The sequence below is a fragment of the Paraflavitalea sp. CAU 1676 genome, assembly GCF_029223285.1.
Classification (GTDB): domain Bacteria; phylum Bacteroidota; class Bacteroidia; order Chitinophagales; family Chitinophagaceae; genus Paraflavitalea.
Genome location: NZ_JARHUJ010000016.1, coordinates 1 through 24577, shown reverse-complemented (window position 1 = coordinate 24577; position 24577 = coordinate 1). Strand labels below are relative to the sequence as shown.

Annotated in this window: 23 protein-coding genes; 8 read left to right on the top strand and 15 right to left on the bottom strand. The window is 50.7% G+C overall.

The features are described from left to right. Positions 1-5 precede the first annotated feature (5 nt). A complete protein-coding gene (locus tag P2H89_RS35225) occupies positions 6-962 on the top strand; it encodes an RraA family protein (protein WP_275836267.1) in 957 nt (318 codons plus the stop codon). 43 nt (positions 963-1005) lie between these two features. After that, on the top strand, positions 1006-2286 hold the full coding sequence (locus tag P2H89_RS35220; protein ID WP_275836265.1) for a mandelate racemase/muconate lactonizing enzyme family protein: 1281 nt from the start codon (positions 1006-1008) through the stop codon (positions 2284-2286). Positions 2287-2294: 8 nt separating this feature from the next. On the opposite strand, the gene P2H89_RS35215 is transcribed toward P2H89_RS35220, so the two are convergent. Further along, positions 2295-3110, bottom strand: coding sequence for an alpha/beta fold hydrolase (locus P2H89_RS35215; protein WP_275836263.1), 816 nt, complete (start codon positions 3108-3110; stop codon positions 2295-2297). A 93-nt stretch (positions 3111-3203) separates the two neighbouring features. Here P2H89_RS35215 and P2H89_RS35210 point away from each other — a divergent pair, with 93 nt between their 5' ends. Then, positions 3204-4064 (top strand): AraC family transcriptional regulator, encoded by an 861-nt coding sequence (locus P2H89_RS35210; protein ID WP_275836261.1) that lies wholly within the window; start codon positions 3204-3206, stop codon positions 4062-4064. Between the two features lie 45 nt (positions 4065-4109). On the opposite strand, the gene P2H89_RS35205 is transcribed toward P2H89_RS35210, so the two are convergent. Together P2H89_RS35205 and P2H89_RS35200 are read right to left on the bottom strand one after the other, a co-directional pair. After that, a complete protein-coding gene (locus P2H89_RS35205; RefSeq protein WP_275836259.1) occupies positions 4110-6287 on the bottom strand; it encodes an ATP-binding protein in 2178 nt (725 codons plus the stop codon). Between the two features lie 111 nt (positions 6288-6398). Continuing rightward, positions 6399-7109 (bottom strand): LytTR family DNA-binding domain-containing protein, encoded by a 711-nt coding sequence (locus P2H89_RS35200; protein WP_275836257.1) that lies wholly within the window; start codon positions 7107-7109, stop codon positions 6399-6401. A gap of 155 nt (positions 7110-7264) precedes the next feature. Between P2H89_RS35200 and P2H89_RS35195 the strand changes: the two genes are divergently transcribed. The 3 genes from P2H89_RS35195 (at position 7265) to P2H89_RS35185 (ending at position 9697) form a co-directional block, all read left to right on the top strand. Then, on the top strand, positions 7265-7738 hold the full coding sequence (locus P2H89_RS35195; RefSeq protein ID WP_275836255.1) for a DNA starvation/stationary phase protection protein: 474 nt from the start codon (positions 7265-7267) through the stop codon (positions 7736-7738). Between the two features lie 34 nt (positions 7739-7772). Beyond that, complete coding sequence (locus P2H89_RS35190) at positions 7773-8561, top strand: alpha/beta hydrolase (protein WP_275836253.1); 789 nt, start codon at positions 7773-7775, stop codon at positions 8559-8561. 80 nt (positions 8562-8641) lie between these two features. Next, a complete protein-coding gene (locus P2H89_RS35185; RefSeq protein ID WP_275836251.1) occupies positions 8642-9697 on the top strand; it encodes an alpha/beta hydrolase in 1056 nt (351 codons plus the stop codon). 123 nt (positions 9698-9820) lie between these two features. On the opposite strand, the gene P2H89_RS35180 is transcribed toward P2H89_RS35185, so the two are convergent. From P2H89_RS35180 to ytxJ, 6 genes are all read right to left on the bottom strand, one after another. Further along, positions 9821-10921, bottom strand: coding sequence for a Gfo/Idh/MocA family oxidoreductase (locus P2H89_RS35180; RefSeq protein ID WP_275836249.1), 1101 nt, complete (start codon positions 10919-10921; stop codon positions 9821-9823). A gap of 67 nt (positions 10922-10988) precedes the next feature. Further along, a complete protein-coding gene (locus P2H89_RS35175) occupies positions 10989-12800 on the bottom strand; it encodes a glycoside hydrolase family 97 protein (protein WP_275836247.1) in 1812 nt (603 codons plus the stop codon). A 15-nt stretch (positions 12801-12815) separates the two neighbouring features. After that, a complete protein-coding gene (locus tag P2H89_RS35170) occupies positions 12816-13817 on the bottom strand; it encodes a family 43 glycosylhydrolase (protein ID WP_275836245.1) in 1002 nt (333 codons plus the stop codon). Between the two features lie 32 nt (positions 13818-13849). After that, positions 13850-14278, bottom strand: coding sequence for a nuclear transport factor 2 family protein (locus P2H89_RS35165; RefSeq protein ID WP_275836243.1), 429 nt, complete (start codon positions 14276-14278; stop codon positions 13850-13852). 48 nt (positions 14279-14326) lie between these two features. Continuing rightward, positions 14327-15628 carry a hypothetical protein gene (locus P2H89_RS35160; RefSeq protein ID WP_275836241.1) on the bottom strand — a complete coding sequence of 434 codons (1302 nt, stop codon included), beginning with the start codon at positions 15626-15628 and terminating at the stop codon, positions 14327-14329. 110 nt (positions 15629-15738) lie between these two features. Further along, the gene (gene ytxJ, locus P2H89_RS35155) at positions 15739-16077 is read right to left on the bottom strand and encodes a bacillithiol system redox-active protein YtxJ (RefSeq protein WP_275836239.1); all 339 of its coding nucleotides are present in this window, start codon (positions 16075-16077) and stop codon (positions 15739-15741) included. A 150-nt stretch (positions 16078-16227) separates the two neighbouring features. Between ytxJ and P2H89_RS35150 the strand changes: the two genes are divergently transcribed. Beyond that, on the top strand, positions 16228-16638 hold the full coding sequence (locus tag P2H89_RS35150) for a hypothetical protein (protein ID WP_275836237.1): 411 nt from the start codon (positions 16228-16230) through the stop codon (positions 16636-16638). A gap of 152 nt (positions 16639-16790) precedes the next feature. Continuing rightward, on the top strand, positions 16791-17201 hold the full coding sequence (locus tag P2H89_RS35145; protein ID WP_275836235.1) for a hypothetical protein: 411 nt from the start codon (positions 16791-16793) through the stop codon (positions 17199-17201). A gap of 96 nt (positions 17202-17297) precedes the next feature. Here P2H89_RS35145 and P2H89_RS35140 read toward each other — a convergent pair whose 3' ends face one another. The 6 genes from P2H89_RS35140 to P2H89_RS35115 form a co-directional block, all read right to left on the bottom strand. Then, a complete protein-coding gene (locus P2H89_RS35140; RefSeq protein WP_275836233.1) occupies positions 17298-18977 on the bottom strand; it encodes a serine hydrolase domain-containing protein in 1680 nt (559 codons plus the stop codon). A gap of 74 nt (positions 18978-19051) precedes the next feature. After that, entirely contained in the window at positions 19052-20296 is a 1245-nt protein-coding gene (locus P2H89_RS35135; protein ID WP_275836232.1) for a hypothetical protein, read from the bottom strand. A 151-nt stretch (positions 20297-20447) separates the two neighbouring features. Continuing rightward, positions 20448-20753: a transcriptional regulator gene (locus P2H89_RS35130; protein ID WP_275836230.1), complete on the bottom strand. Its 306-nt coding sequence runs from the start codon at positions 20751-20753 to the stop codon at positions 20448-20450. Beyond that, positions 20750-21367 (bottom strand): hypothetical protein, encoded by a 618-nt coding sequence (locus P2H89_RS35125; RefSeq protein WP_275836228.1) that lies wholly within the window; start codon positions 21365-21367, stop codon positions 20750-20752. Before P2H89_RS35125 ends, P2H89_RS35130 begins: the two co-directional genes overlap by 4 nt. A gap of 134 nt (positions 21368-21501) precedes the next feature. Beyond that, positions 21502-22902, bottom strand: coding sequence for a sigma-54 dependent transcriptional regulator (locus P2H89_RS35120; protein WP_275836226.1), 1401 nt, complete (start codon positions 22900-22902; stop codon positions 21502-21504). Next, a complete protein-coding gene (locus P2H89_RS35115; RefSeq protein WP_275836224.1) occupies positions 22899-23924 on the bottom strand; it encodes a sensor histidine kinase in 1026 nt (341 codons plus the stop codon). Before P2H89_RS35115 ends, P2H89_RS35120 begins: the two co-directional genes overlap by 4 nt. Between the last annotated feature and the right edge of the window lie 653 nt (positions 23925-24577).

The following is a 24577-nucleotide window of genomic DNA, read 5'->3' as shown; positions in this document are numbered from 1 at the left end:
AGGTTATGCACTTACTAAAATACTGGCAGGGAATGGTGCTCGCGACGTGCCTGATGAGTTATGGCGTCACACTCTACTCCCAGCAGATATCCCGCGATCAATTGATCGCGCTTACGCCCGAGTGGAAAGGCGATCGCTTTGCCGATGGCAGGCCCAAAGTGCCGGATAGTTTGCTCGATCGTATGAAGCTGGTGACTTTGGAGGAGGCCTGGGCGGTGCTGAAGAATGAGAACTACAAACACCAATATGATGGAGGCTGGCAAACGGTAAATCCCGACAGTGTGCTGGTGGGGCGTGCCGTGACAGCCATCTTTATGCCCGGGAGACCGGATATTCATCGCGTCATCGATCAGTTTGGCGTGCGTGATAAACGTGTCAAGTCGCAGAACTCCTGGCCCATTGATCTGCTGGTGAAGCGCGATGTGTATGTGGTGGATCAGTTCGATGCGTATGAGGATGGTCCTACCATTGGCGACAACCTCGGCAATTCTATTTATGCTAAAACAGGCAATGGTATCGTATACGACGGCGCGGTGCGGGATATCAAGGGACTGAAAGAGATTGGCGGTTTCACGTCTTTCTTTCGCAGTTACCATCCTTCGCATCACCTCAACAATCCCGCCGGCGATCTCAATACCACATTGGTGGGCATTAATCAACCCACGCGCATCGGTAAGGCTACAGTAATGCCGGGCGATGTAGTACTGGGCCGTGATGGCGGCGTCATCTTCATTCCCCCACACCTCGCCGAAAAAGTGATCAAGACCTCGGAGATCGTGCGGCTGCGGGACATGTTTGGCCACCAGCGGCTGCGCGAAGGCAAATATACGCCGGGGCAGATCGATAACCGCTGGAGTGATGATATTGAAAAAGACTTTTCTAAATGGCTCAATGATCATATCGACAAACTGCCGGTGCCGAAAAGCCAGATCCAGGAACTCTTGAAAGGCAGGACCTGGTAAAAGTGGGTTTTGAATATACCTGAACATCATAAAACTATTTGCTATGACGGCTCATCACTCAAGAAGGAATTTTATCAGCAAGGCGGCGGTGGCGGCTGCGATGACGCCACTGGCCGGATTATCTGCTTTTGGAAGGGAATACGAAGCCGCGGTGGAGAGGACGCCGATGGCTTCTCCCCCTTCCGATCTGAAGATCACCGATATCAAATGCGGCTATATACGCGGTAGCCTTTTTGTGAAAATATATAGTAACCAGGATATCTGGGGTTGCGGCGAAGGCGTGGACGCCATTCCTGGTACTTATCACCTGGTAAAGAACTTTGGAGAGCGCATTAAAGGAAAGAACCCGCTGAACGTGCACCGCTTGTTTGAGGATATCCGTAAATCGGGCTTTTTCCAGGGTGCGCAATCGGGCATGTACATTGCCGTATTGTCGGCCATTGAAACAGCCTTGTGGGACTTAGCCGGCAAAGCGTTGAAGCTGCCCGTGTACCAATTGCTGGGTGGCAAGTTCCGCGACAAGGTGCGGGTGTATTGCGATACGGCTTTGTACCAGCGCAACCTGCCCCAGCCTTCCGATTTTGCCGAAGCAGCGAAGAAATCAAAGCAAATGGGCTTTAATGCCATCAAGTTCGACCTTGACCAGGCCAACGACCCCAATAAATATGATTTTTATAACTGGACGGCGAGCCCGGCCGAATTGCAACGCATGTACGACCAGCTGTCGGCAGCGCGCGAGGCCGTGGGACCCAATATCGACATCTGTGCGGATATGCACGGACGCTATGATGCGGTGACGGCGCAAACCATTGCAAAACGCCTGGAGCCGTTGAACCTGATGTGGCTGGAAGAACCTATCCCGGCAGAAAATGTGGAGGCCTACAAGCTGATCACCGAATCGACGAGTACGCCCATCTGTGCCGGAGAAAACCATTACCTGGCCTATGGATTCCGGCGCATGCTGGAGATCGGCGCGGTCGATATCGTGATGCCCGATCTGCAAAAATGTGGCGGACTGGGTGAAGGACAGCGCATTGCCAACCTGGCCAACTTATACTATGTTCCTTTTGCGCCGCATATGGTGGCCTCCTTTTTGGGAGCGATGGCTTGTGCGCATGTGTGTGCCACGGTGCCCAACTTTATGATCATGGAGTGGCAGTCGTATTTTCACACGCAACCCATGTTCAAAGAGATCATCACCTTCGAGGGTGAATGGGTGAAAGATAGCTTCATCACTGTAAGCGACAAGCCGGGCATCGGTGTAGAGATCAATGAGGCCGGTATGAAGAAATATGCGATACCGGGTGTGCCGTTCTTTGAATAGGGGCGCTGCTACCCTACCAGGAAATCCATGACCGCTTTATTGAACGGTTCAGCCGATTCCACATTCGACATATGTACAACAGGCAGCAACAATAGTTTGGCCTTCGGGATGGTGGTTGCGATATCCTCACTGTGGGTGGGCAAGGTTACGCCATCATATAATCCTCCAATGACCAGGGTTGGGTTGGTGATCAGTGCATTGGTTTTACGGAAGTCGCCATCACGAACGGCGGCAAAGGAACCGGCGAGTCCCTGCGGATCAGTGGTCAACACCATGGCCTTGAATGTAGCAATCACTGCAGGGTGTTGGTGTTGGTAGTTTTCCGGAAACCAGTTGCGGATGAACATCTCGCCAAAAGGTTGCATGTTGCCCTCGGTGCGTAGTGATTTAATCAGTTCGTTCCATGTATTGTGCGGAGCCAAATAAGGAGAGGTATTGACGAGGATGAGTTTGTCAACGTGATGCCCGGCGTGGATAGCGAGCCATTGTCCAATAAAGCCGCCGAGTGAAAGCCCCAAAAAGTGCACCTTCTCCAGCTGCAGGTGATCCAGCAGCTCGATCAAATCGTGTCCCATACGGTCTATTGAATAATCTCCGGCCGGGGCGCCGGAGGCTCCATGACCGCGTGTATCGAAACGCAGTACGCGAAAGTGCTGGGTGAATACGGGGATTTGATCGTCCCACATGTGCAGTGTGGTAGCGATGGAATTGGATAATGCGAGCACGGGTTTGCCAACGGGGCCTTCGAGGCGGTAAGCAATACGTACACCGTCGCCGGTGGTAAAATATTGCAGGAGGCTGGCCTGATGGGTGACTGTATTCATGATCTTTTACAATTGATTGTTCTGCAAAACTACTGGCAGGCTGTCGGGGCAGACTTTTAAAAACAAGGGTTTGTGCTGTAACTTTGAAGGTTTATGAAGCAAAAGAACCTGCATCAGCCGTTTGAACTGTATGTGTCGGACCTGGGCGATTTGGAAGAGCGTATCCTTGTCTATCATTTCTTCGAGATCGTACAGATCCTGGATGGTGAAGGGGTGCGGGAGGTGAATGAGAACCATTTCCCCTATCGGACCGGAGACATTTTTCTGTTTACGCCATTGGATTGCCGCGGTTTCAAGAGTAATACGCCCACCAGGTTTTGCTCGATCCGTTTTTCGGAAGTATTTCTAACCGGCTATAAGAATGTGGCAGAAAGGCACACGGTTTCGAGCTGGCTAAAGCAACTCGAGCAGCTGTTCTATCAGCACAATCGCTTTGAGCAGTTCGTGATCAGGGACGAAACGGATCGTGCCATGGTGACCGGATTGATCGCGAACCTGGTGCAGGAGTTCGACAGAAAGCAGGCGTATTTTGAAGACAATATCCAACACCTCATTACCTTGATGTTGAATACGCTGGCGCGAAATATATCGGTTAGTACAGCGAAAAGGCCTGCTTCGCAGGAGGAGGAACCGCTGATCAACAAGATGCTGCTGCACATTAAAGAGCACATCCATGCGAAAGATAAGCTGACGATCTCTTACCTCGCCGGCGCGTTCCATCTCTCTTCCAACTACGTGGGCGAGTATTTTAAGAAGATGACGGGCGAAAGTTTACAGCGCTATGTTACCGTTTACAAGATGCGGTTGGTGGAGTATAAATTACTGTACAGTCAATCCACGATCAGCCAGATAGCCGAAGAACTGGGCTTTACCGATGAGAGTCATCTAAGCACCCAATTCAAAAAATATGCAGGTGTGAGTCCGGCAGCCTTCCGGAAAGCCAAGGCAGCCTGAATCAGGATGCCTTAGACTGGCCCAACGGGTGCTAGCCAGGTTGGGTTAAACCAGCGTTTGCTGAAACAACCTCGCCTCTCCCATCGCTTTGTGGGAGATCTCTTCGATGGCCGCCAGCGCGTCGTTCAGTTTTCGTTCATCTCCTTCGTAGTATTCGATTTCATCCAGCAATGGATTCAGCAATTCATTCAATCCCATGACCGATATGGTTGTTTTCAGGTTATGGGCGACTGCTTTCATTTGTTGCTCTTCTCCTTTTGAATGGGCCTGTTTTAATTCTTCCAATGCCGCGGGTACTGCCTGCAGAAATTTGTGGGTGGCCAACTTCTCATAGGCTTTATTGCCGGCGCTTACTTCCTGCAGGTACTCGAGGTTGATGAACTGGTAGCTTAGCTGCAGTGCTTCTGCTTCCGGTGGTGTTTCCTGCACGCCCGGTTCTACAAAGGCAGTGAACTTACTGATGAGCCGGCTCAGTTGTTCCTGTTTTACGGGTTTGGCGATGTATTCATTCATGCCATAGCTGAGGCATTTTTCCCTTTCGCCAGGCATGGCATGGGCCGTCATGGCGATGATGGGTATATCGAGGCGCAATTCATTGCGGATCTTTCGGGCGGTGGTGTATCCATCCATCACGGGCATCTGTATATCCATCAGCACGAGATCGTATTTCTTATGCCGCAGCTTTTCGATGGCTTCGAGTCCGTTATTAGCGATCTCGAAACGGAGGTTCCAGTTTTTGAATAAGTGGCTTAGCAGACTTTGGTTGAACTCATTGTCTTCTGTGATCAACACTTCTACCGCTGCATTGCCCGTGCCTGGCAAGGGTGATGCGGGTATCGAGTGCGAGTCGGCAATCTGGTTGGTGGATACGGTGTACGGGATGGTAACCTGGAATACCGTGCCGGCGCCGGGATTGCTTTCTACCTCGATGGTGCCGCCTTGTAATTGTACAAGGTCGCGTACGATAGAGAGTCCGAGGCCGGTTCCTCCATATTGACGGGTAATGGTGTCGTCGGCCTGTTCGAAGCGGCCGAATATATGTTTAAGCTTTTGTGGTTCGATGCCGATGCCGGTATCACTTACGACGAGCCTGATCTTTACATTGTTGCCCAGCTGCTCGGCAACATGCACCTTCAGGGCTACGGTGCCTTCGGCGGTAAATTTCAGGGCATTGCCCAGCAGGTTGTGCAGTATTTGTGTGAGGCGTACGGGATCTCCTTCGAGGATATCGGGCGTGCCTTTGTCGATCTCTACCTGCAGGCGCAGCCCTTTACTGTGGGCGCGGGGCAGCACCATCGTTTCGATGGAGTTGACCAGGCCGCGGAGACTGAAGGGCACATGTTCGATGCGCATCATACCTGCTTCGATCTTGGAGATATCGAGGATATCATTCACGATGGCGAGCAGGTTCTCGCCCGACCGTTCGATGGTATGTACATAGTGCCGGGCGTCTTCATCGAGCTGCTTTTGGCCAAGCAGCTGGGTAAATCCAACGATGGCGTTCATGGGTGTACGGATCTCGTGGCTCATGTTGGCCAGGAAGTTCTCTTTTACCCGGGCAGTATCGCGCAACATCTTTTCGGAGCGGATAAGCTTTCGAATGATGTGTATGATGTAGAAGACTACGATGGCCGCGGCAAGCAGTACAAGGCCCATTACAATATAACTGAACTCAAGCGCTTTCTGACCGCTCTTTCGAACGCCGCCGGTAATTTGTCCCAACTGATAGCCCCGTGCGTCGGTGATCTTGCGCACGTTTCTTTCTATATCGTACGATACCCATTCGGGCAGGTTGGCATTGATGGTGTCTTCGGCAGCTTTGGTGCCGTGCCGCCGCCAGGCTTCGAGGATGTTGCGGAAGAGATCGACCTTAAGCTGTATCGAATGGTTCAGTTCGGCGATAAGGGTTACGCTGACGGAGTCGTCGGATATGGAACTAAGGAACTGCTGGGCAGACTGTATCTCATGAAATTCCGTATCGAGCCCTGAGAGGTAGGTGGTATCGCCCGATTCGATAAATCCCCTGATCTTTCTTTCTATCACCACTTTGCTTTTGGCGGCATCGAGGAGGTTTTTGGTGATCTGGAATTCGTCGAGCAGGGTCTTATTGGCCGTGACCAGCGCATTGACGTGTTTGGTGGAATTGTATTCAAGATAGCACAATAAGAAAGTGCCTATGATGAATGAGCCAACGATGTATACGATGATCCGCTTGCCTGACATGGAGTAACGTGTTTATTGCGGTAACAAAATTATCGAATGGCCCTGCGAACCAGCGGGTTAAGCTATGGTTGAGGAAAAACGGTCGACGAATGGGAAAACCGGCCCGACCGTTTACAACACGTTCATCCGTTTATTGAGGGCAGCCCGGTAGGCATCGGCGACCGGTACGGCCTTTTCCTGTATCACGATCACCCCTTCCCGGATAGTATCGATCTTATCGATAGCGACGATATAGGAACGATGCACCCGCAGGAACCTGGCCGCAGGCAATCTTTCTTCCACTGCTTTCAGGGTGTTGTGAATGGCATAGAACCGCTGGGCCGTGTGCAGCTTTACATAATCACGCATGGATTCCGCAAACAGGATATCGTCGAGCCGCAGGCGTTTGATAATGTTTGAGTCGCGGATAAATATGAACTCGTCGTCGCTGATCGTCATTTCCTCTTCTTTGCTTTCCAGCAGGTCGCGCGCTTTATCGATGGCCTGGATGAGGCGGGCGGGCGTTACGGGTTTGATGATATAATCAGCCACATTGAGTTCAAAGGCTTCCACGGCATATTCCCTCTTTGAAGTGGTAAAGATGATGACCGGACCTTTTTCGAGGTTGCGGGTGAGTTCCAGGCCCGTCATGCCCGGCATTTCGATATCGAGCAAAACCACATCAACCGGTTTTTCCTGCAGCAGGTTGTAGGCCTGCAGGGCATCGGCACACTCGCCGGTGATGGAGATGTCTTTGATTCGGCCGGCTATCTGGCTCAGGGCATCTCTTGCTATTTCATTATCGTCGACGATCAAAACGTTCATGATCCAAATATACAGCATTGAGCGGTGTTTTCATGGGCGCCGGCAGTGGCAATGACCCGGTACGTCCTTCCCGTCGACAGGTTTTGCCTGCCGGTCGTTTAGCCCATTCGATGCCCTGGTATTGAAAGTAGTTTGCACCAGGAAACAACGATCATTTACCTAAAACAAAATATATGAAACCTTCCATCGGTATTACGCAAGATCACCTGCTGAAAGTAGCACAAGCGCTCAACGGCATCCTGGCAGATGAGTTCCTCCTTTACCTGAAATCCCGCAAAGCCCACTGGAATGTGGAGGGGGCTGATTTTTATAACAAGCATAAGTTTTTCGAAGCACAGTATGAACAACTGGATGAAGTGATGGACGATGTGGCCGAGCGCATCCGTACGCTGGGGCATTATGCGCCTGCTACCCTCTCGGATTATCTACAGCTGACGCATCTCTCCGAGCAGTCGAGAGCGGCCAATGACGGTCCGGGCTTTATCAAAGAATTACTGGGCGACCATGAAAGCATCATCATTCACTTACGGGAAAACATTATTCCTATTGCCAACGAACTAAAAGATGTGGGTACCAGTGATTTCCTGACCAGCTTGCTGGAAACGCATGAAAAGATGGCCTGGATGCTCAGGGCGCATTTGAAGTAATTCCTTTTACCGGTTAACTATTAAATAGATAGTCATGAAAACAAATTACCTCACTCGCGTGAAAATGTTCTCCATTGTCGTGGTAGGCCTTCAGGTTTCCCAAATTGGCAGTGTGCAGGCGCAAGACAAGGGCGCCGTTAAAAACATCGTGCTGGTGCATGGCGCTTTTGTGGATGGATCGGGCTGGCAGCCGGTGTACGATATCCTCACGCACAAAGGATATCATGTGTGGGTTACGCAACAGCCGCTCACCTCTTTCGAGGCGGATGTGGCAGCAGTGAAAAAAGTGATTGGACAGGTAGAGGGCCCCTGTATACTGGTGGGTCATAGTTATGGCGGTGCTTTGATCACGGTGGCAGGCAATGATCCTAAAGTAGTGGGGCTGGTGTACATAGCGGCCCATGCGCCGGATGAGGGTGAGTCGGAAGCCGATAATGGTAAGCAGCATCCTTCGGCATATCGTTCCTTACTGAAAGGGGCTGATGGGTTTGACAGGATTGATCCTGAACAATTCCCTGCCGATTTTGCCGGTGATCTGCCGGTTACGAAGGCCCGGTTTATGGCAATGGCGCAAATGCCGGTAGCGGATGAGGCTTTTCATGCGGTGATCCACGATCCTGCCTGGAAGAAGAAACCTTCCTGGTATATGGTGGCGAAAGCCGACCGTATTATCAATCCCGACCTTGAGCGGTTGTATGCCAAACGTGCGGGCAGCATGGTGCAGGAAATTGAAGACGGCAGCCATGCGATCTATGTATCGCATCCCCGCGAAGTGGCCGGTTTGATCAGTGCTGCCGCTGTAGGCGCTGCTGCGCATCGCTAAGTGTATCTGTTATTCGTATCCTCCCCTGCGTTCAAACGCAACCTCATTGTTGACTTTCTTCACCTTTCAACTTCATCAATATGCAAAAGTTATTACGCAGGCATTTATTGCCAGCCTCCCTTTTATTATCCATTTTAAATACTTCAACGATCATGGCACAGTCAAACAATTCCGTTAAAGCGGAAAACGATCCGAAAATTCTAATTGAAGTCCGCCAATTCCTCAAAGCCCTCAATGCTGGCGGCGGCAAACCCATGGAACAACTGACGCCTGCCGAAGCCAGGCAGGTATTGGTGGGTGCACAAAAATCGGTTACGGTCGACTACTCGGGTATCGAAGAAACGGAAAAGAAGATCAGTCAGGACGGGATCGATGTAACGATCCATATTGTAAAACCCAAAGACGCCAAAGGAGATATACCGGTTTTCATGTTCTTCCATGGTGGCGGCTGGGTGCTGGGCGATTACCCTACCCATCGCAGGATGGTTCGAGACCTGGTAGTAGAGAGTGGCGCGGCAGCCGTGTTTCCCGACTATACACCATCGCCCGAAGCACATTATCCTGTTGCGATCAACCAGGCCTATGCCGCTACGAAGTGGGTGTCGCTGCATGGTCATGAGGTTGGTGTCAATGGCAAAGTACTGGCAGTGGCCGGTAACAGTGTGGGTGGTAATATGGCGGCCGTAGTGTCGCTGATGGCGAAAGATAAAATGGGACCGGAGATCAGGGCGCAGATCCTCCTGTGGCCGGTGACGAATGCTAATTTCGAAACGGGCTCCTACAAAACCTATGCGGACGATCGCTTCCTGACGAGGAATATGATGATCTGGTTCTGGGATAACTATACAACCAATGCCACCGAGCGTCAACAGATATATGCTTCACCCCTGCTGGCTTCGCTGGAGCAGTTGAAAGGGTTACCACCGGCTTTGGTGCAAACAGCAGAGAACGATGTTTTACGTGATGAGGGCGAAGCCTATGCACGGAAACTGAATGAGGCCGGTGTACGGGTTACCCTTACGCGGTATGAAGGCTTGATACATGACTATGGTTTACTGAACCCGCTGGCGCAGGTGCCCGCTGTACAAACGGCGCTCTTGCAGGCTGCGGCAGTGATCAGGAAGGCATTGTACTAACCGGCAGGATATTGAACCTATGGAGACCAATGAAAGCAATAGCCCCGCGAGGGGCTTTGCTGTTTATGACTTTGACAGTCGTGGAAAGGCGTTCGTTGCAGGATGTTGCAACCGTCTCTGGCTTTACAAACTTACCCGCTTGCCCGTAGCTGCCGCCTTGTAAATAGCTTCCACCACTTTGATATCCCTTAATCCTTCTTCGCCGGGCACCTGCATGGGTTTTCCCTGCAAGATCGACAAGGCATCGTCGTCCATTTGGGAGGCCTGCTGAAAGGGTACCTGGTAGGGATGGTTGATCTCTCCGAGCGGACTGGTGCCTTTTTGACCGTTGTAGGCGGAGTAGGGATTCATTTTGACAACGCCTTTTTCGCAGGTGATATCGAGAAAGTTAATGTTCTCGCCGAAGCTGGTCTTGATATCGGCGATGACGCCACCGGGGAATTCCAGTTTAGCCACCGTCGTTTCATCGAGTCCGTTCTTGTAGATCTCGGGTCTTGTAGTAGAGGTGGTAGCGGATAAGATCGCAATGGGCTCCATGCCCGTTCCCAGACGGGCTCCCTGGATGGAGTACACACCCATATCGTACAATACGCCGCCGCCCATTTCCTTTTTCTGCTTCCAGTGATCGGTGCGGTTATCGCGGTAACCTGCCGCGCAGTTCACCTGCTTTACCTTCCCCAGCAATTGTTTCTGTACAATGTTGCGCCACTCCTTGGTATTGGGTTCGTGCTGCAGGCGATAGCCGATGGCCAGCGATTGTTTGTTCTTACGGCAGGCATCGATCATAGCTTCGCATTCCTGCACGGTCATGGCCATGGGTTTTTCACACCATACGTGTTTGCCAGCATTGGCGGCACGGATCACGTATTCCTTGTGCATGGAGGGCGGCAACACCACGTATATCACATCGATATCGGGGTTGTTGGCAATGGAATCGAAGTTCTGGTAGTTGTAAATGTTCTTATCGGGAATATTGTATTTCTTTTTCCAGGCCTCCGCTTTAGCGGGTGTACCGGTAACGATACCGGCCAGGTAGCAGCGTTTGGTTTGCTGCAGGGCCGGCGCCAGCAGGTCGGTACTATAATAGCCCAGGCCCACCAGGGCAATGCCCAGCCGGTCTTTGCGTACGCGTGGCGTTGAAAATAAAGAGTTGGGTGATAACAGGATAATGCCGCTGCCGGCAGCGATCTTTTTGATCGCGTCTCTGCGAGATGTTGAATGCATAGCCAAGTGTTTTAAATATGAACAATCAACCGGGAGAGAGGATCCTGGTATCTAAATGTACACTTTTTTACCTGATTATCATCGCCTGTCCGCCTTTGGCCGCAATGCTGAAAGGCATCCGGTCGCCTCGTTTAACTGGCAGCGTACGTTTGCGAATACTGCCATTGCCATCATCTTCATAGATGGTAGCAGTGTAGGTTTTCTTCTTTGTCAGAAAGTCGAAATGCAATGAACCATTAAAGGCTTCCGGTCCGGCTACATTCCCCACAAACCAGGTGTTGCCATGGCGGCGGGCCACAGATATGTTTTTCCCGATCTCACCCGCGAGGTAGTGCGATTCATTCCAAACGGTAGGCACGAAGGCAAAGAACTCTATCTCTTCTTCATTGGTATATTCCGTAGGCTTGCCGTACCACAGCATCGACTGGAGCGGACTAAAGTTTACCACCGTCAATGCCAGTTGCTGGGCCATACTCACTTTGATATTCTTGCTGTAACTGTTGGTCGTATTGGGATAGCAGAAGGTAAAGTCTGCGGGTCCAGCGAGGAAGCGGGTAAAGGGCAATACGGTATTGTGAAATGCGTCCGGACTGTTCTCGTCGCCCCGGATGCCTTCCTGCGTGAGCAGCGAGGGCCAGGTTCTGCTCAGGCCTGTTGGTTTGTAATTGTCGTGAATGTTCAGGATAAAGCCATGGTTATATACTTTAGGTATGGCCTGGGACAGCCAGCTGAGTCCCTTTTGCGTGAGGCCATCCACGAAGCCAAATTTAAGGCCGGCTACGCCCCATTGCTTATAGAGCGGTAATATCGTATCGAGCTTAGCCTGCAGTCCTACATAGTTCACATAGAGAATTACCCCTATCCCCTTCTCTTTACCATAACTGATCACCTTGGGCATGTCGATAGCTGGTATTACCTGCGTAGGATCGGAGCTGGAACGGAATTCGGCTCCATACCAGCCTGCGTCGAACATGATGTACTGAAAATGATGCTTCGCGGCAAAGTCGATGCAGTCAAGACCCGCCTGGGTCGTGAGTTGGGCGCGGATGAGTTTGCCGGGTTTGATCCAGGCCGGCACTTCCCGCACCGGATTGGAGGCGAGTTTCAGGTACAGCTGACTGAAAGTGTGCAAGCCAATGGCTTTTTCCGAACAACTGATCGTGCGCCAGGGTGTTCGGTAAGCGCCTGCAAAGGTTACCACCTTATCGCGGGCAAAGGTGATGGCGAGACTATTGGGATTCTTTCCCTTCTTCAATTCCGCTTTGGTGTAATGGATATTGTCGGCCTCGCCGATGCTCAGGTAACCTTGTGCGTTGGTGAGGGTGGCCGGTAAATCGCAGGTATTGCTGAAGGTATCGAGCGCAGTGGGGGTAAAGACCGACTCGTGGTTGTACTGGTAGAGCGTTGACGTAGCCGGCAACTCAAAGGTCGTTAGCTCCGCCTGGATGGTTCCCTGCTCATTACGTGGCAGTTCGTAGCGGAAAGCGATGCTGCCGTTATAGGCGCGTATGATGATATTGAAGGACGTTCCCTGCGGCCGGCAGTGCAAGGTGATCTCCCAGTAATGATTGTCGATGTGATCGTCTTCGCCCAGTGGCCAGGCAAAGCTTTCCTTCACCAATTTGAGCGCGCCACTGTTCACCTGGATGTTTTCGAGCAGGTAGGTGTCATTTACCACCAATCCAAGGACCGACCAGTCGAGGATCGTCTTCTTTCCGTAGGTTATCTTATAACGTAACTCCCCCTGTGGTCCGTGGCCGATGAGGCAAGCGGTTTGTTTGTCGGGCGACGATAAGGTGACTATCGTCCTTACTTGCGCCTGGCTGTGCAGTGTATGCAACAGGCATAATACGGCAATGATGCGTTTGAAATATCTCATGTGCAGCAGGTTCGATTAATGAACTTGAGTAGTATCAGTCAGCTTCCACTCCCCTGTTTTTACATTCAGGGTGAAGGGCTGTGGTTTGGGTAGCCACAATTTTCCGTCACCTATTTCCAAAGGCATCCATAAATAACGCGAATCCCACTGTGAGCCGGGCTTCCACTGATCGGCGAGGAAAAGGACGGTAGTTTGCTTCGCCCCTTCTACCTTGATCAGCATGGTCGATTGTGAACCATAGGTATCCGTTTCGGGTGGTGCGATGTCTTTGAACTCGCTCCAGGGGCCTGCCAAGCTAGTCGCGGTGGAGTATTTGTTGGGATTGGGGCGCCAGCCGGTGAGGGCCGAGCCGATTGAGTAATACAATCCCTTATAATGCACGATAGCGCCTCCTTCAAGCGGTGCATTGATGAAGCTCACTGCTGCGGTGACATCCATATAATCGGCAGAAAGGGCTGCGATGTAAAAGCCTTTCGATGGGCGGCTTTCGAATACGAGGTAAGGTGTACCATCGTCGTCGATGAACTGGCCAATGTCGCGGCTCTCATACCCGAGCGGACGAAAACTCTTCACATACGTAAAGGGGCCTTCGGGCTTTTTACTGGTGGCCACTCCTACCCGGGCGAGTTTATACGGGCGATCGTCGAGGTGGAAATACATGACGTAGGTCTTCGATGCCTTGTTGTAAAAAACTTTGGGACGCTCCAATACCCAGCGATACCCGAGGTTTTCGGGATCGGTGATCTGGAGCACATTGCCCATGAAGGTCCAGTTGATGAGGTCGTTGGAGCGATAGCCGCTCACATACCGGTAATTGGTATCGAGTCCCTTCGATCGTTGTTCGCCATACCAATAATAGGTTTTGCCAATGCGGATGATGCCGCCGCCGTGCGCCTGTATATGGTTGCCGTCCTTATCGGGCCACACGGCGCCGGGATTGATGAAGGTTTGTTTTTGCGAAAATGAGCCGAAGGGCTGCAGGCAAAGTAAAAAAGCAAGCAATCGATAATGTTTCATGGTGTCGCGGGGATTCATGTCGGTGTTGATCGTTAAACTACTCTCTCCTGAATGGGTTTAAGCTGGTAAGCTTTGTAAAAGAAACGATCAGCTTCATGCTGGTCGGCAGCAAAATTGACTACTTCAACGATCTTGCCGTTACTGATCTTCCACAACAGGCACCAGAGCATGTCGACATTATTGCCATCTTCGCGATTGCTCCATCCACGATGACAATCGACCACATACTGGTCATTTACGCCCAGCACGATGGGGTCGGCCTTGAAGTTTGACTTTCCTAAATGTCCAAAAAAAGCCATTACCTCTTCAATACCTGTTTTAGTTCCGCTTAAAGGATGATGCCCGGGAATTGTCCATTTTACCTGCTCGTCTACCACCAGCCGCATGGCCTCGAGGTCGAATTTCGAGTAGGCTTCAAAGAATTTAGCGATGATGTCCAGATTCGGGTGTTGCTGACTCATAAAGGATGGTACTATTTGATTTGTGGTACCAAATGTATCGAATTCCCTTTACCGGTTCGTTTCGCTCACCCAATGAAATTGTTTTTCTGAAAGCGGGAATGCCTGGACTCTGCGTCGCAGCAGCAGGTACATAGAGTCTTTATTAGGATAGCTGTTCAGTTCCAGCCAAACGCTGTCTTTAGCATGCCAGGTGAATTGCGCCAGAAAAGTAGAATCGTTGAAACCGCGGCGAAAGCCCAGCACCTGCGTGGCACTGTCGTACTTGATATTGAAATAAGCCCGGCCGTAACGTTTACGAAAACGGCTGTCGGAAGTTTGGATACTGCCGTCGTATGTTTTTTCAAATACGATGTTCTGCCAATACACCGAATCCGACAGGCGGCTCGTGACCGTATCGCCATTCCTGATTTGGGTAATTACGTCGTAGATGCCGGCGGGGACCGGTCCTCCTTTGGGAGACTTGCGGCTTGTATAGGCGGGTATCGAATAATCGAGCTGTTGGTATATGGTCAATGCTACAAAGAGCCATTTGGCACTGATGGCGATGATGCGCCCCCGCTTTGTTTCGAAGGGCCATACAAAAAGCGCACTGGGAGTAGCTTGCTGCAGGAAAAAGAAACGGTACAAGCGAGGCATTTCCTGGGCCAGCAGGTAAAAACACAATATCGTGATGGAGATGGAATTGATCTTTACCGGAATATCGTAGCTGAGGTTCAGCATCATGACGTTGAAGAATACACCGGTGGCTACGAGTATACCCAGGGTGGCCGTTTGGCGAAACAACAACAGCAATGCGGCCAGCACTTCGATACCGCCGGAAAACATCTGGTAGGTAGACGAGTAGCCCACAAACATCCAGGAGAATCGCATGGGCAGGTAATCTCCTAAAGGCGTAGCCATTTGACTGATGCTGGGAAAGGGCATCTGCAGACAAAAAAGTTTGATAATGCCATAAGCGAAACCCATGGATATGATGAAGTATCGGATGCCCAGCGAGAACCAATAATTGAGTTTGGTATATTCCTTCCGTTTGCGATCGAGTATCGACCAGATAAGGGTACCTGTTAGCGCCAGGAACAAACAGGTGGCTACCTGCATCCATTGCTCGGGATAATCGCCATTGCCATTGGGCGATTTGGTGGCCGGCGGTATGTGGAACAATACTTTGTTGAAGAAGTTTACGACGGCTTCAGCGGCGATGTAATAGTATTGGGCGATGAAATTAAAGCCGGGTATAATGGACAGCAGATCCCAGGGACCAAGGAAGATCACGTAGAAAAGAAAGAAGAAACGGAACCCGGTTTTTTGCCACCAGGTCCAGGGGCTGTTTAGGGAAGCAGGAAACTGCATGCGATTGGTTTAGCCTTTAAAATACGGCTTTTTCGCTAAACAACGGACAGGGCTATACTCTACCGGTTGTGGGTCGGAAGTATGTTGCATTCACGTGCGGGGCGCTTGCCTTACGACAGGTGCCTTGCTATGACAGCAGGATCGATCGCGTGGTGCGAGGAAGTATACACTACCTGTTTGTCCTTCACCAATATGATCTGGGGCGATTGGTGTGTCACTTTCAGTTCCTGGGCAATCAGGTTCGAGATGGGACGCAGGGCCAGCAGGTCGAGGTAGTTGAAATCGGCCTTTCCTTCGATCAGTTCAAAACCCTGTTGCAGCCTGTATTTGGCATGTGCGCTAATGCCGCAGGTAGTGCTGTCCTTAAAGATGATCTGGGGTTTCTCGCTCGACTTTTCCAAAAGGGTATAGAAATCGTCTTTTTCCTGTACGGATATCCAGTTATTCATCCTGCAAATGTACGCATTTGAGGTCACACGGGCTACTTGCGACCTCCTTAAGGTATGTTAATTCAGCTCGCTCCTTATTTCGTACAATTGGGCCACCTGAAAACCATAAAGGCCTATTATTTACGTTATGGATTGGAAATCACGTATTCTATGTTAAAGACCGTTACTTTAAAACCTGGCGAGATCAGCCAGTACCTGGATTATTTCGAAGAGCTTGCCGAAACCGCCGTACCAGCCCGCGCCCGCCAGTATTTTGAATCGGGCGAATACAAACAGCTCGACCAACAGGAGATCACCAATTTGCTGGACGGCTATCCGTTCGATGAGGGCGCCCCCCTGGAGATCGACATCGCCAAACTGAGCATGTTGCTCGATTACAGCAACGATGGCTATTATGATGAGGGCGTATTTTTTCTGCCGCTGGCTACCTTGAGCGATCAAAATGCCTATATCGGCATCCAGGCTGGCGATGACAATCACACGATCTATTATTTTGAGCCACAGGATGGGTTTACCGAACAGGATTTTACCCTCGATGAACTGTTTAAAAAGTTGAAGTGAGCGGCATTGTAGATATTTAGGTAATTTCTACTATGATGCCTACTAAAAACGTTATATATCGCCGGGTTTTCGGCCGTTTGGCATACCAGCAGGTTCGTCTAAAACGTTTATAGATAGTATCAGCTATCCGTAAACCCTAAAGACCCCAACCCGTGAAACGTTTAGAGTACGCTTATTTTCAGATCTACCACTATTACCACCAACGCAATCAGGCACTTACCACTATGGCGCCGCGCATGCAAACCATGTATGTGGCTTCTGTATCCATGGGCGGCTGGGTGTTATTGGCGCAGGCCCTGGTGCTCCGGTTTGTACGCAATGCCTGGTTTTCCTCGCAGGAAGTTGCCATGGCTTTTGCCATGGGTGTATTCTTAGGCACCACCATGCTTTTTCACCGCATTTTTATCGTCAACAGCTACGACGAGAAGATCTATAACAAATTTGAAACTGCCTGGAACAATCACCCCAACAAACAAAAAGCGTTTGCCGGGGCGATCCTCGTGGCCGCCGCACCATATTTGTTGATGTTCCTGTTAAGGACCTTCTTTCCGGTGCAACATTGATGAGGTGCTGTTTATAGCATTGAATTAGTAACCTTCACCCGGAGTGGACAACTATATTCAGCATTGCTGCTGATGCGTTCTACCATTACCGGCAGATTATCTTTTGCGTACAAGGGCTGCCGGTTTTTCCGATAGTTTCTTGAATGCGACATGCCGTGCAACGGGATTGGTGTAATCGAAAGCGACCACTTTACCTGCTTTATCGCGAATGAAGCGGAAGAACATCTGGCTGGTATTGAAGGTCTCAAAGTCCACCGGCCGTAGCGGCACTCTCTTGGTGGGAGCATGTTCCATCCGCACTTCAAGTCCACGGTCTCCGGCGATGAGCTCAAATACGGTTCCTATCTCGTCGCTTTCGTAGCGGCCGGCAAATGCCTTCAGCTCTTCGGCAGTGGGCGTATAGTCTTTGGCGCGGCGATAGCGCGTTACCTTTCCTTCTTTAGTCGTCAATTCAAACTGGTCATTCGATGTGACCTGTATGTCAAAGATACTCTGCGACATGAATTGTAACACAGGCTGCGTCCAGCGGAAATGATTGGTGGAAACAGTTTCCAACAACGCTCCGCCACCAATGCGTAGTTTGTTACCATCAGCCACCAGGCGCAAGGCTTCTCCATTGCTTTCGTTGAAATAAATGCCGGCAAAGCTGGTTACAGCAACCTTTACGAGATTCGTGTCGGTGGCTGATGCGGGCGCTTTTGCTGATTGTTCTCCTGGTGTATTGGTTGCCGGAACAAACAGGTCGAAGATGCGATGCGCGAAGTTAATGCGGTTGGTGCCATCACCCGAGTTGCAGAGTATAGCGATAGAGAGCCCTTGTTCGGGATAACGGCCCAGCCATCCCTTGTAGCCTGCGGCGCTGCCGGAGTGCCATATCTCTTTGCTGCCGCGATAAGTATCCAGCATGAGTCCCCGTGCATAGTCGAGTTGCCGCCCGTTGTTGAGGCGGGCCGGTTCCTGCAATTTGTCGGTAACAAAGCGTCCTAATTTCACCTGGTTGAGCGCTTCATTCCAGATCAGCAGGTCGGTAGCGGTTGTGAGTAATGCGCCTCCGCCGCCACGGTCGTTGTCGAGCAGCATGGTCATTTTCCAGCGTCCCTGTTCCTGTTCGTAGGCAAGGGCGCGTTGTTTGATGATATCGCGCAGGTCATCCCGGTAGCTGGTCGATGCCATGCCCAATGGCTCAAATAAACGTTTGGCGGCAAATTCTCCAAAAGGTTTGCCCGTTGTGCGGGCTATGATCTCTTTCAGCAAAACGTAACCGCTGTTGGAATAAGCCCACTCCTCCCCTGGCGCGAAGTTGGTATTGCGCTGGCGTAATACCATGGTAAGTGCATCGGGTTTGTTGGCGGAAAATGGTAGCAGTCCGGTCCAGTCGCGCAGTCCCGAAGTATGCGTGAGCAAATGATCGGGGGTGATCTTTTGACCATAGTCGGGTAATTCGGGAATGTACTTGCGGATGTCTTCCGTGAGCGATAGTTTTCCTTCTTCCACCAGCATAAGGGTGGCGGCAGCTACAAACTGTTTGGTGAGCGAGCCGGCGTCGAAGATCGAGTTGCTGGAGATGGGGACGTCGCGCTCGAGGTCGGCCGATCCATAAGCCCGGTTCACAACCAGTTTCCCATTTTGTGAAATAGCGCAGGCGCATCCAGGTGTTCCGGTTTTGGCCCAGCTGAAGATCTTATCGATCTCCGTGGTTTTGTCCTGGCCGTAAGAGGCCGATCCGGTTAGCAGCACAATGGCTACCGGTGCAAAGCGGGCAATCTGTTTGTTCATGGTTTTACTGTTTAAGCGATACAGGCTGGTTTTTGTGATGGCTATACTTTCCCTTTAGGAAGTTTTCAGAAAGATCATTTGAAACCGAACAATACGGGGAACAGGAAGGTGACGATGACTGCCCAGGCAAAATACAGGGGCAGGTACCGGGAGATCGCTTTTCCTACGCCGTCGATATCTGTTTTCCTCGACAGCATTTTGAAGAGTTGTGCCGTTACGAGCAACAGGTTGCCGAGCATGAGCACGTTGCTGCCCAATACGGCCGTTCTGTTGGGCGTAAAACCCCAGGCAGAGATGCGGAACAGGATGGCCGAGAGCGCGATGCCATTCACCAGGATCGTTACGATCGACAGCAGCAACAGGATATAGGTTTCTGCGACGTTCCTTTCCTTTTTGGAGGATTCTGCCACTGAGAAGAAGATGATGGCCATTACACCTGCCAGCAACGCGTTGAATAGCAGCAGGAACTCGCGGTCGTTATAAGGATCTTTTCCGGAGTAGATGATGGCAACAAGATATATCACCAGCATGACGAGCACGATGGGGCTGAAGATACGCGCGATGACGGGCGACACTTTGCCTACCAGTTGGGGATTTGTTTGCGTGAGGTAAGTGCCCAGGATGGGGGCTGCCGGTAAACCGCCAATGATGATGTACTGGAAATAGAACTTTTCAATGTTAATGCCAATCAGCGAGAACAGTCCGTTGGTGATGGCAGAGAGGATGCCGGCGGCGATGACGATGAGGGCGGTCATCACGAGCAGGTCACCATTGTATTTGAGAAAACCCAGTCTCTTGTCGACCTGGTTGCCGGCTTCCCCTACAAAAGCAAATCCCAGTAGCGACCACAGGATGATGGGCAGATGCAGACAGGAAAGGATCAAGGTATCGCTGGAGCTTCTCTGTGGCAGGAAGTTGATATAGAATACGGCCAGAAGCATACTCCCGATAATAAAGGCTGTTTTATTGAGCGATAGCTTGTTCTTCCAGGCAAACCAGGCGATGAGTGCCGGCAGTACAATGAAGCCCGCGTTGCGCATATAGTATTGCTCCTCATCGAGCGAGAAGATGGCAGGCAGTTTTGCAATGAGGGCAGCTATCAGCGAGGCAATGACAACAAATAGCAGGTCTCTGGACTGGCCCCAGGATATTTCATCTTTGGCATAATTGAGCCGGGCATACCAAAAGGAAGCCAGGGTGTTGTCCTTTAACTCAGGGTACAGCGTATTGAACGAACGCCTGAAGCCTGATTTATCGGCCCGGTACAGCTTTTCGAGCTGATCGGGATGGTCGAGGTTGGATAATATCTGTTCTTTCATAACTGTGTTTTATTGGGTGGAAGAATTGCCGGAGCGTTTATAGTTTGTTGATTGATAGTGCTATTTAAAAGAACTTTGTATTTCAAAGTGACAGGGCAAAAAAAGGGGGCCTGCCAAAGGCCGTTGTGCGCATTGAAGAAAATGTTTGTATTCATGACTGCTTGCGTATTTTAATTAACAGCTCTAATGCCTTTAAGTGATCGTCGAAAGCTTTCTTTCCGGCCTTTGTCATAAAGTATTTGGTGTTCGGTTTCTTCCCTATAAAAGACTTCTTGACACCGATGAAGGCTTCGCTTTCGAGCGACTTGAGGTGAGTAGCCAGGTTGCCATCGGTGATGTCCAGGTACTCCTTCAGTGCATTGAAGTCGAGCATACTGTTCACCGACAGGGCCGACATGATGCCGAGCCTCGTCCGGTTCTCGAATGCCTTGTGTAAACCATCAGTTATCAGTTTCATCTTTCGTACCTGTAATGCATATAAATGCCATAAACGATATGGACCAATCCAAAGCCAACTGCCCAGCACAACAGGCCATATTGCACATAATAAGCGGCAACGAGTCCCAATATGATCTGGATGAGCCCTAAACTTCTCACTTCTTCATAAGTATACTTACTGGCGCCAAACAATGCCAGTCCATAAAAAATGAGGGTAATGGGCGCCAGCAATCCTATTAATCCCCTATCGATGAGCACCAGTATCAGCAAACCGCCGGTTACCAGGGGTACCGCCATGCTCATCAGCAGTCGGCGGGTGGTGGCATTCCAGCTTCTTTCACCTTTTTTCCAGGCCTTCTTATAAGAGAACGCGAAAGCAGTGCCCAATGACAGCACGAGGACGACAGCCCCGAGTATGACGATGTTCTTCAACTGAGGTACGGGACTGGCCGCATCATATACGGTTTGCTGCGGATTAAAGCCCCAGAGCTTGTACGCCACAAAGGAACCTACCAGAGCAAATACCCCGGCCAGTACGCCCGAGAGACCCGAAAGGAACATGAATTTCGAAGATCGCTCCATCATGGAGCGCATCTCGGCAATATCCTTTATATATTCCTGTTCATCCTTCATTATAAAAGTACTTTGTAATTCAAAGTTAATGGGTCGCTTTCATAAAAACAAGGCCCGGAGGCATTTTTCTGGATGGATGGTAAAAAAATAGCGGGTAAATACATACCCGCCTATAGGAAGAATCATTTAGCCCGTTACCCCTGCCCTCCCCCGTTCTTGCGGGCGCTTACCGATTTCTCGATGCCCAGCTTCTTCATGCGGGAAAAGAGCGTGTTGGCATTGATGTCGAGCAGTTCGGCAGCACCGCCCTTGCCGGATATTTTCCAATTGACCTTCTCCAGCACCGCCAGTATATGATCCCGTTCATTATCGGCCATCGTCTTGGTTTTGGCTTCATCGGAGATGGCGGGGTTATCGACCTGCCGCGAAATGTTCCTGAGGGGCAGGTAGCCGATCTCCTGCCCTTCTGTGAGCAATACGGTGCGTTCTATGATGTTTTGCAGTTCGCGCACGTTGCCGGGCCAGTCGTACTGCATCAGCGTTTGGATCACGTCCTTCGAGAAGCCGTTGATCAGTTTGCCTGCTTCGCGGGCATGCAGAGTGAGAAAGTGCTGGGCGAGCGGCAGAATATCGTCTTTGCGTTCACGCAAAGGCAGCAAATGCAGGGGGAATACATTGAGGCGATAATACAGATCAACCCGGAAATGGTTGGTGGCTACTTCCTGCTCAAGGTCGCGGTTGGTGGCGGCAATGATGCGTACGTTGATCTTTTTGACCGGACCGCCGATGCTTTCAATTTCGCGTTCCTGCAACACCCGGAGGAATTTCACCTGGGCATCGAGGGGCAGCTCCCCTATTTCATCGAGGAAGATGGTGCCGCCATCGGCCTGTTCGAATTTACCCACCCGCTTTTGCAGGGCACCGGTAAAGGCTCCTTTTTCATGGCCAAACAGTTCCGACTCGACGAGGTTGGCCGGCAAGGCGCCACAGTTTACCGTAATGAAGGGTTGAGCGCGCCGTGAAGAGGACTGGTGGATCGCCTGGGCCACGCGTTCTTTGCCAGTACCGTTTTCGCCGGTGATCAATACGGAAGTATTGGTGGGCGCCACGATCCGGATGTTCTTCATCAGTTCCTGGTGTGCTTCGCTTTTACCAATGATGCTGCCGATGGCAGCGTCGGTATGGCGGCTCGGCACTGGTTTGGATTCCTCCATACCGGCCAGTTTTTCCTGGTGCAGGTACCAGGCCACATCGAGCATCACCAACACATCGCTTTTGCGGAAGGGCTTCACCAGGAATCCATAAGGTTTGGTGCTTTTGGCGGCATCGAGCACGTCTTTGTTCGAATTGGCCGAAAGGTATACGAAGGGAATGTTTTGTTTTTCGAGGATCCGGGCGAGGTCGATACCGGTGAGGGGGCCCTGCAGGAAAATGTCGAGCAGTACGAGGTCGGGCTTTTCTTTTTCGATGATCGTCTGCGCAATGGGCACCGAGCGGGCAATTGAGCACACGGCATAGCCGGCGCCCAGCAAGGTATGCTTGAGGTTATTGGCCTCGATGAACTGGTCTTCTACGATGAGGATCTTTGCGCTCATACAAGTGCCTCCTTTTCATTTGCTGCTGCTAAGATAGGATAGAAAAGGGCACCGGTAGTAAATCGTACGGTGATCTTTGTGCCTGCTGCGCAGACAAAATCAATTTGCCCGTTGATGTCTTCACTTAAACCTTTCATCAGTTCCACGCCGAGTGAGTTGAGTGTTTGATTTTTAATATTTTCATTGATACCGATGCCGTCGTCGGTCACTTCCAGTACGGTGTCGCCGGCGGTGCGGTACATGGCTACCTGTATGGAACCTTTACGGTCGCCGGGAAACGCGTATTTGATCGAATTGGTAACGGCTTCATTCACGATGAGTGCAATGGGTATCGCCACGGAAACGTCGAGTGTTACGGGTTCGATGTTGGTGACGAAGTGGATCTTGTTCGTGCTGCCGAAACTTTCCTTCAGGTATTGGATAAACTCGGGCAGGTAATTGTTCATCTCGATGGTCTTCACATTGTTTACCTGGTAAAGTTTCTGGTGTATCAGCGACATGGCATAGATGCGGTGCTGACTACTTTCATTAGCCTTGAGCGCATCGTTCTCGAGGAATACCGCCTGCGATTCCAACAGGCTGATAATGGTGTGCAGGTTGTTCTTTACCCGGTGATGCACTTCTTTGAGCAGCCACTCCTTTTCATGCTTCAGGTGTTGTAACTGGTCGTTTTGTGTGGACACCAGCAGGTTGGCGCGTTGTTTCTGGCGGTATTGCCAGTACTGCAAGCCTGCGGATGCCAGCAGCAGGATGGCGCCGGCCCACGTAATGTTCCTGATGAGCTTGGCTTGTTGTGCGTTTTGACGTCGCAACTGGTTTATTTGCTCATGAACATCTGTAGAACCGGCAGTACGTGCGATCAACGCGGCCTCTGCCATGCCGGTATCTGGCTTCGTTTGTGCCAGATGGTTCAGCCGGGCCGCTTTATTCCCGGCCGGCGTTATTGAGTCGCCCGCCTGCCTGGCGCCCGTCGTGGCGCAACAGGCCATCAGAGCGATCAAAAGCGGAAGGTGTGGGTTCATCGTTGCGTGGTTAAGATCGGTAATAGAAGCATACCTACCTTAAAATTACGCAATTGTACTATGTACCGGTACCGGATGTCCTGTTTTGTTGTTGTTCACGAAATGCCGTTACGAAATATCGTGAGTTTGCGAAATGTCGTAGTCGTTGCCGTTAGTAAGTTGTTGTGCTCTTCGATTATTTTTTAGATATGTCATAATCAAAGTTTCCAGCGTTTAGCCGGCATGATTTGAACCACTTTTATGCTGATCATTTATAAGCCTGCCTGGGAAAGGGATATGGAATAATGACGGGTCGATGGAACATGGAGGTATGGCAGAGCAGCTCCTGAGTGAGAGCATAGTAGCCTGATAGTGAATTTGTTATTAAATTGGAGATGAAAAATAATAATAAAAGAGATAAAACAGAGATATACCGGGCCTTTTTGATGTGGTATATATCTGGAATATCTCTGGATTATCTGTGGTTTATCTCTGGTATATTACAAAACTCTCCCACTGGTTACTATGCTTCAAATACGCTGGTAATCAGGATGTCTTGTACTGAAAAAACTTTACAGGTGGGTAGCTTATTACTGGGAGAGCTTTACAGTCGTTCACAATGATACGGATATAGCTTTACAGTTTGTCAGATTGTACGGATATAGCTTTACAGG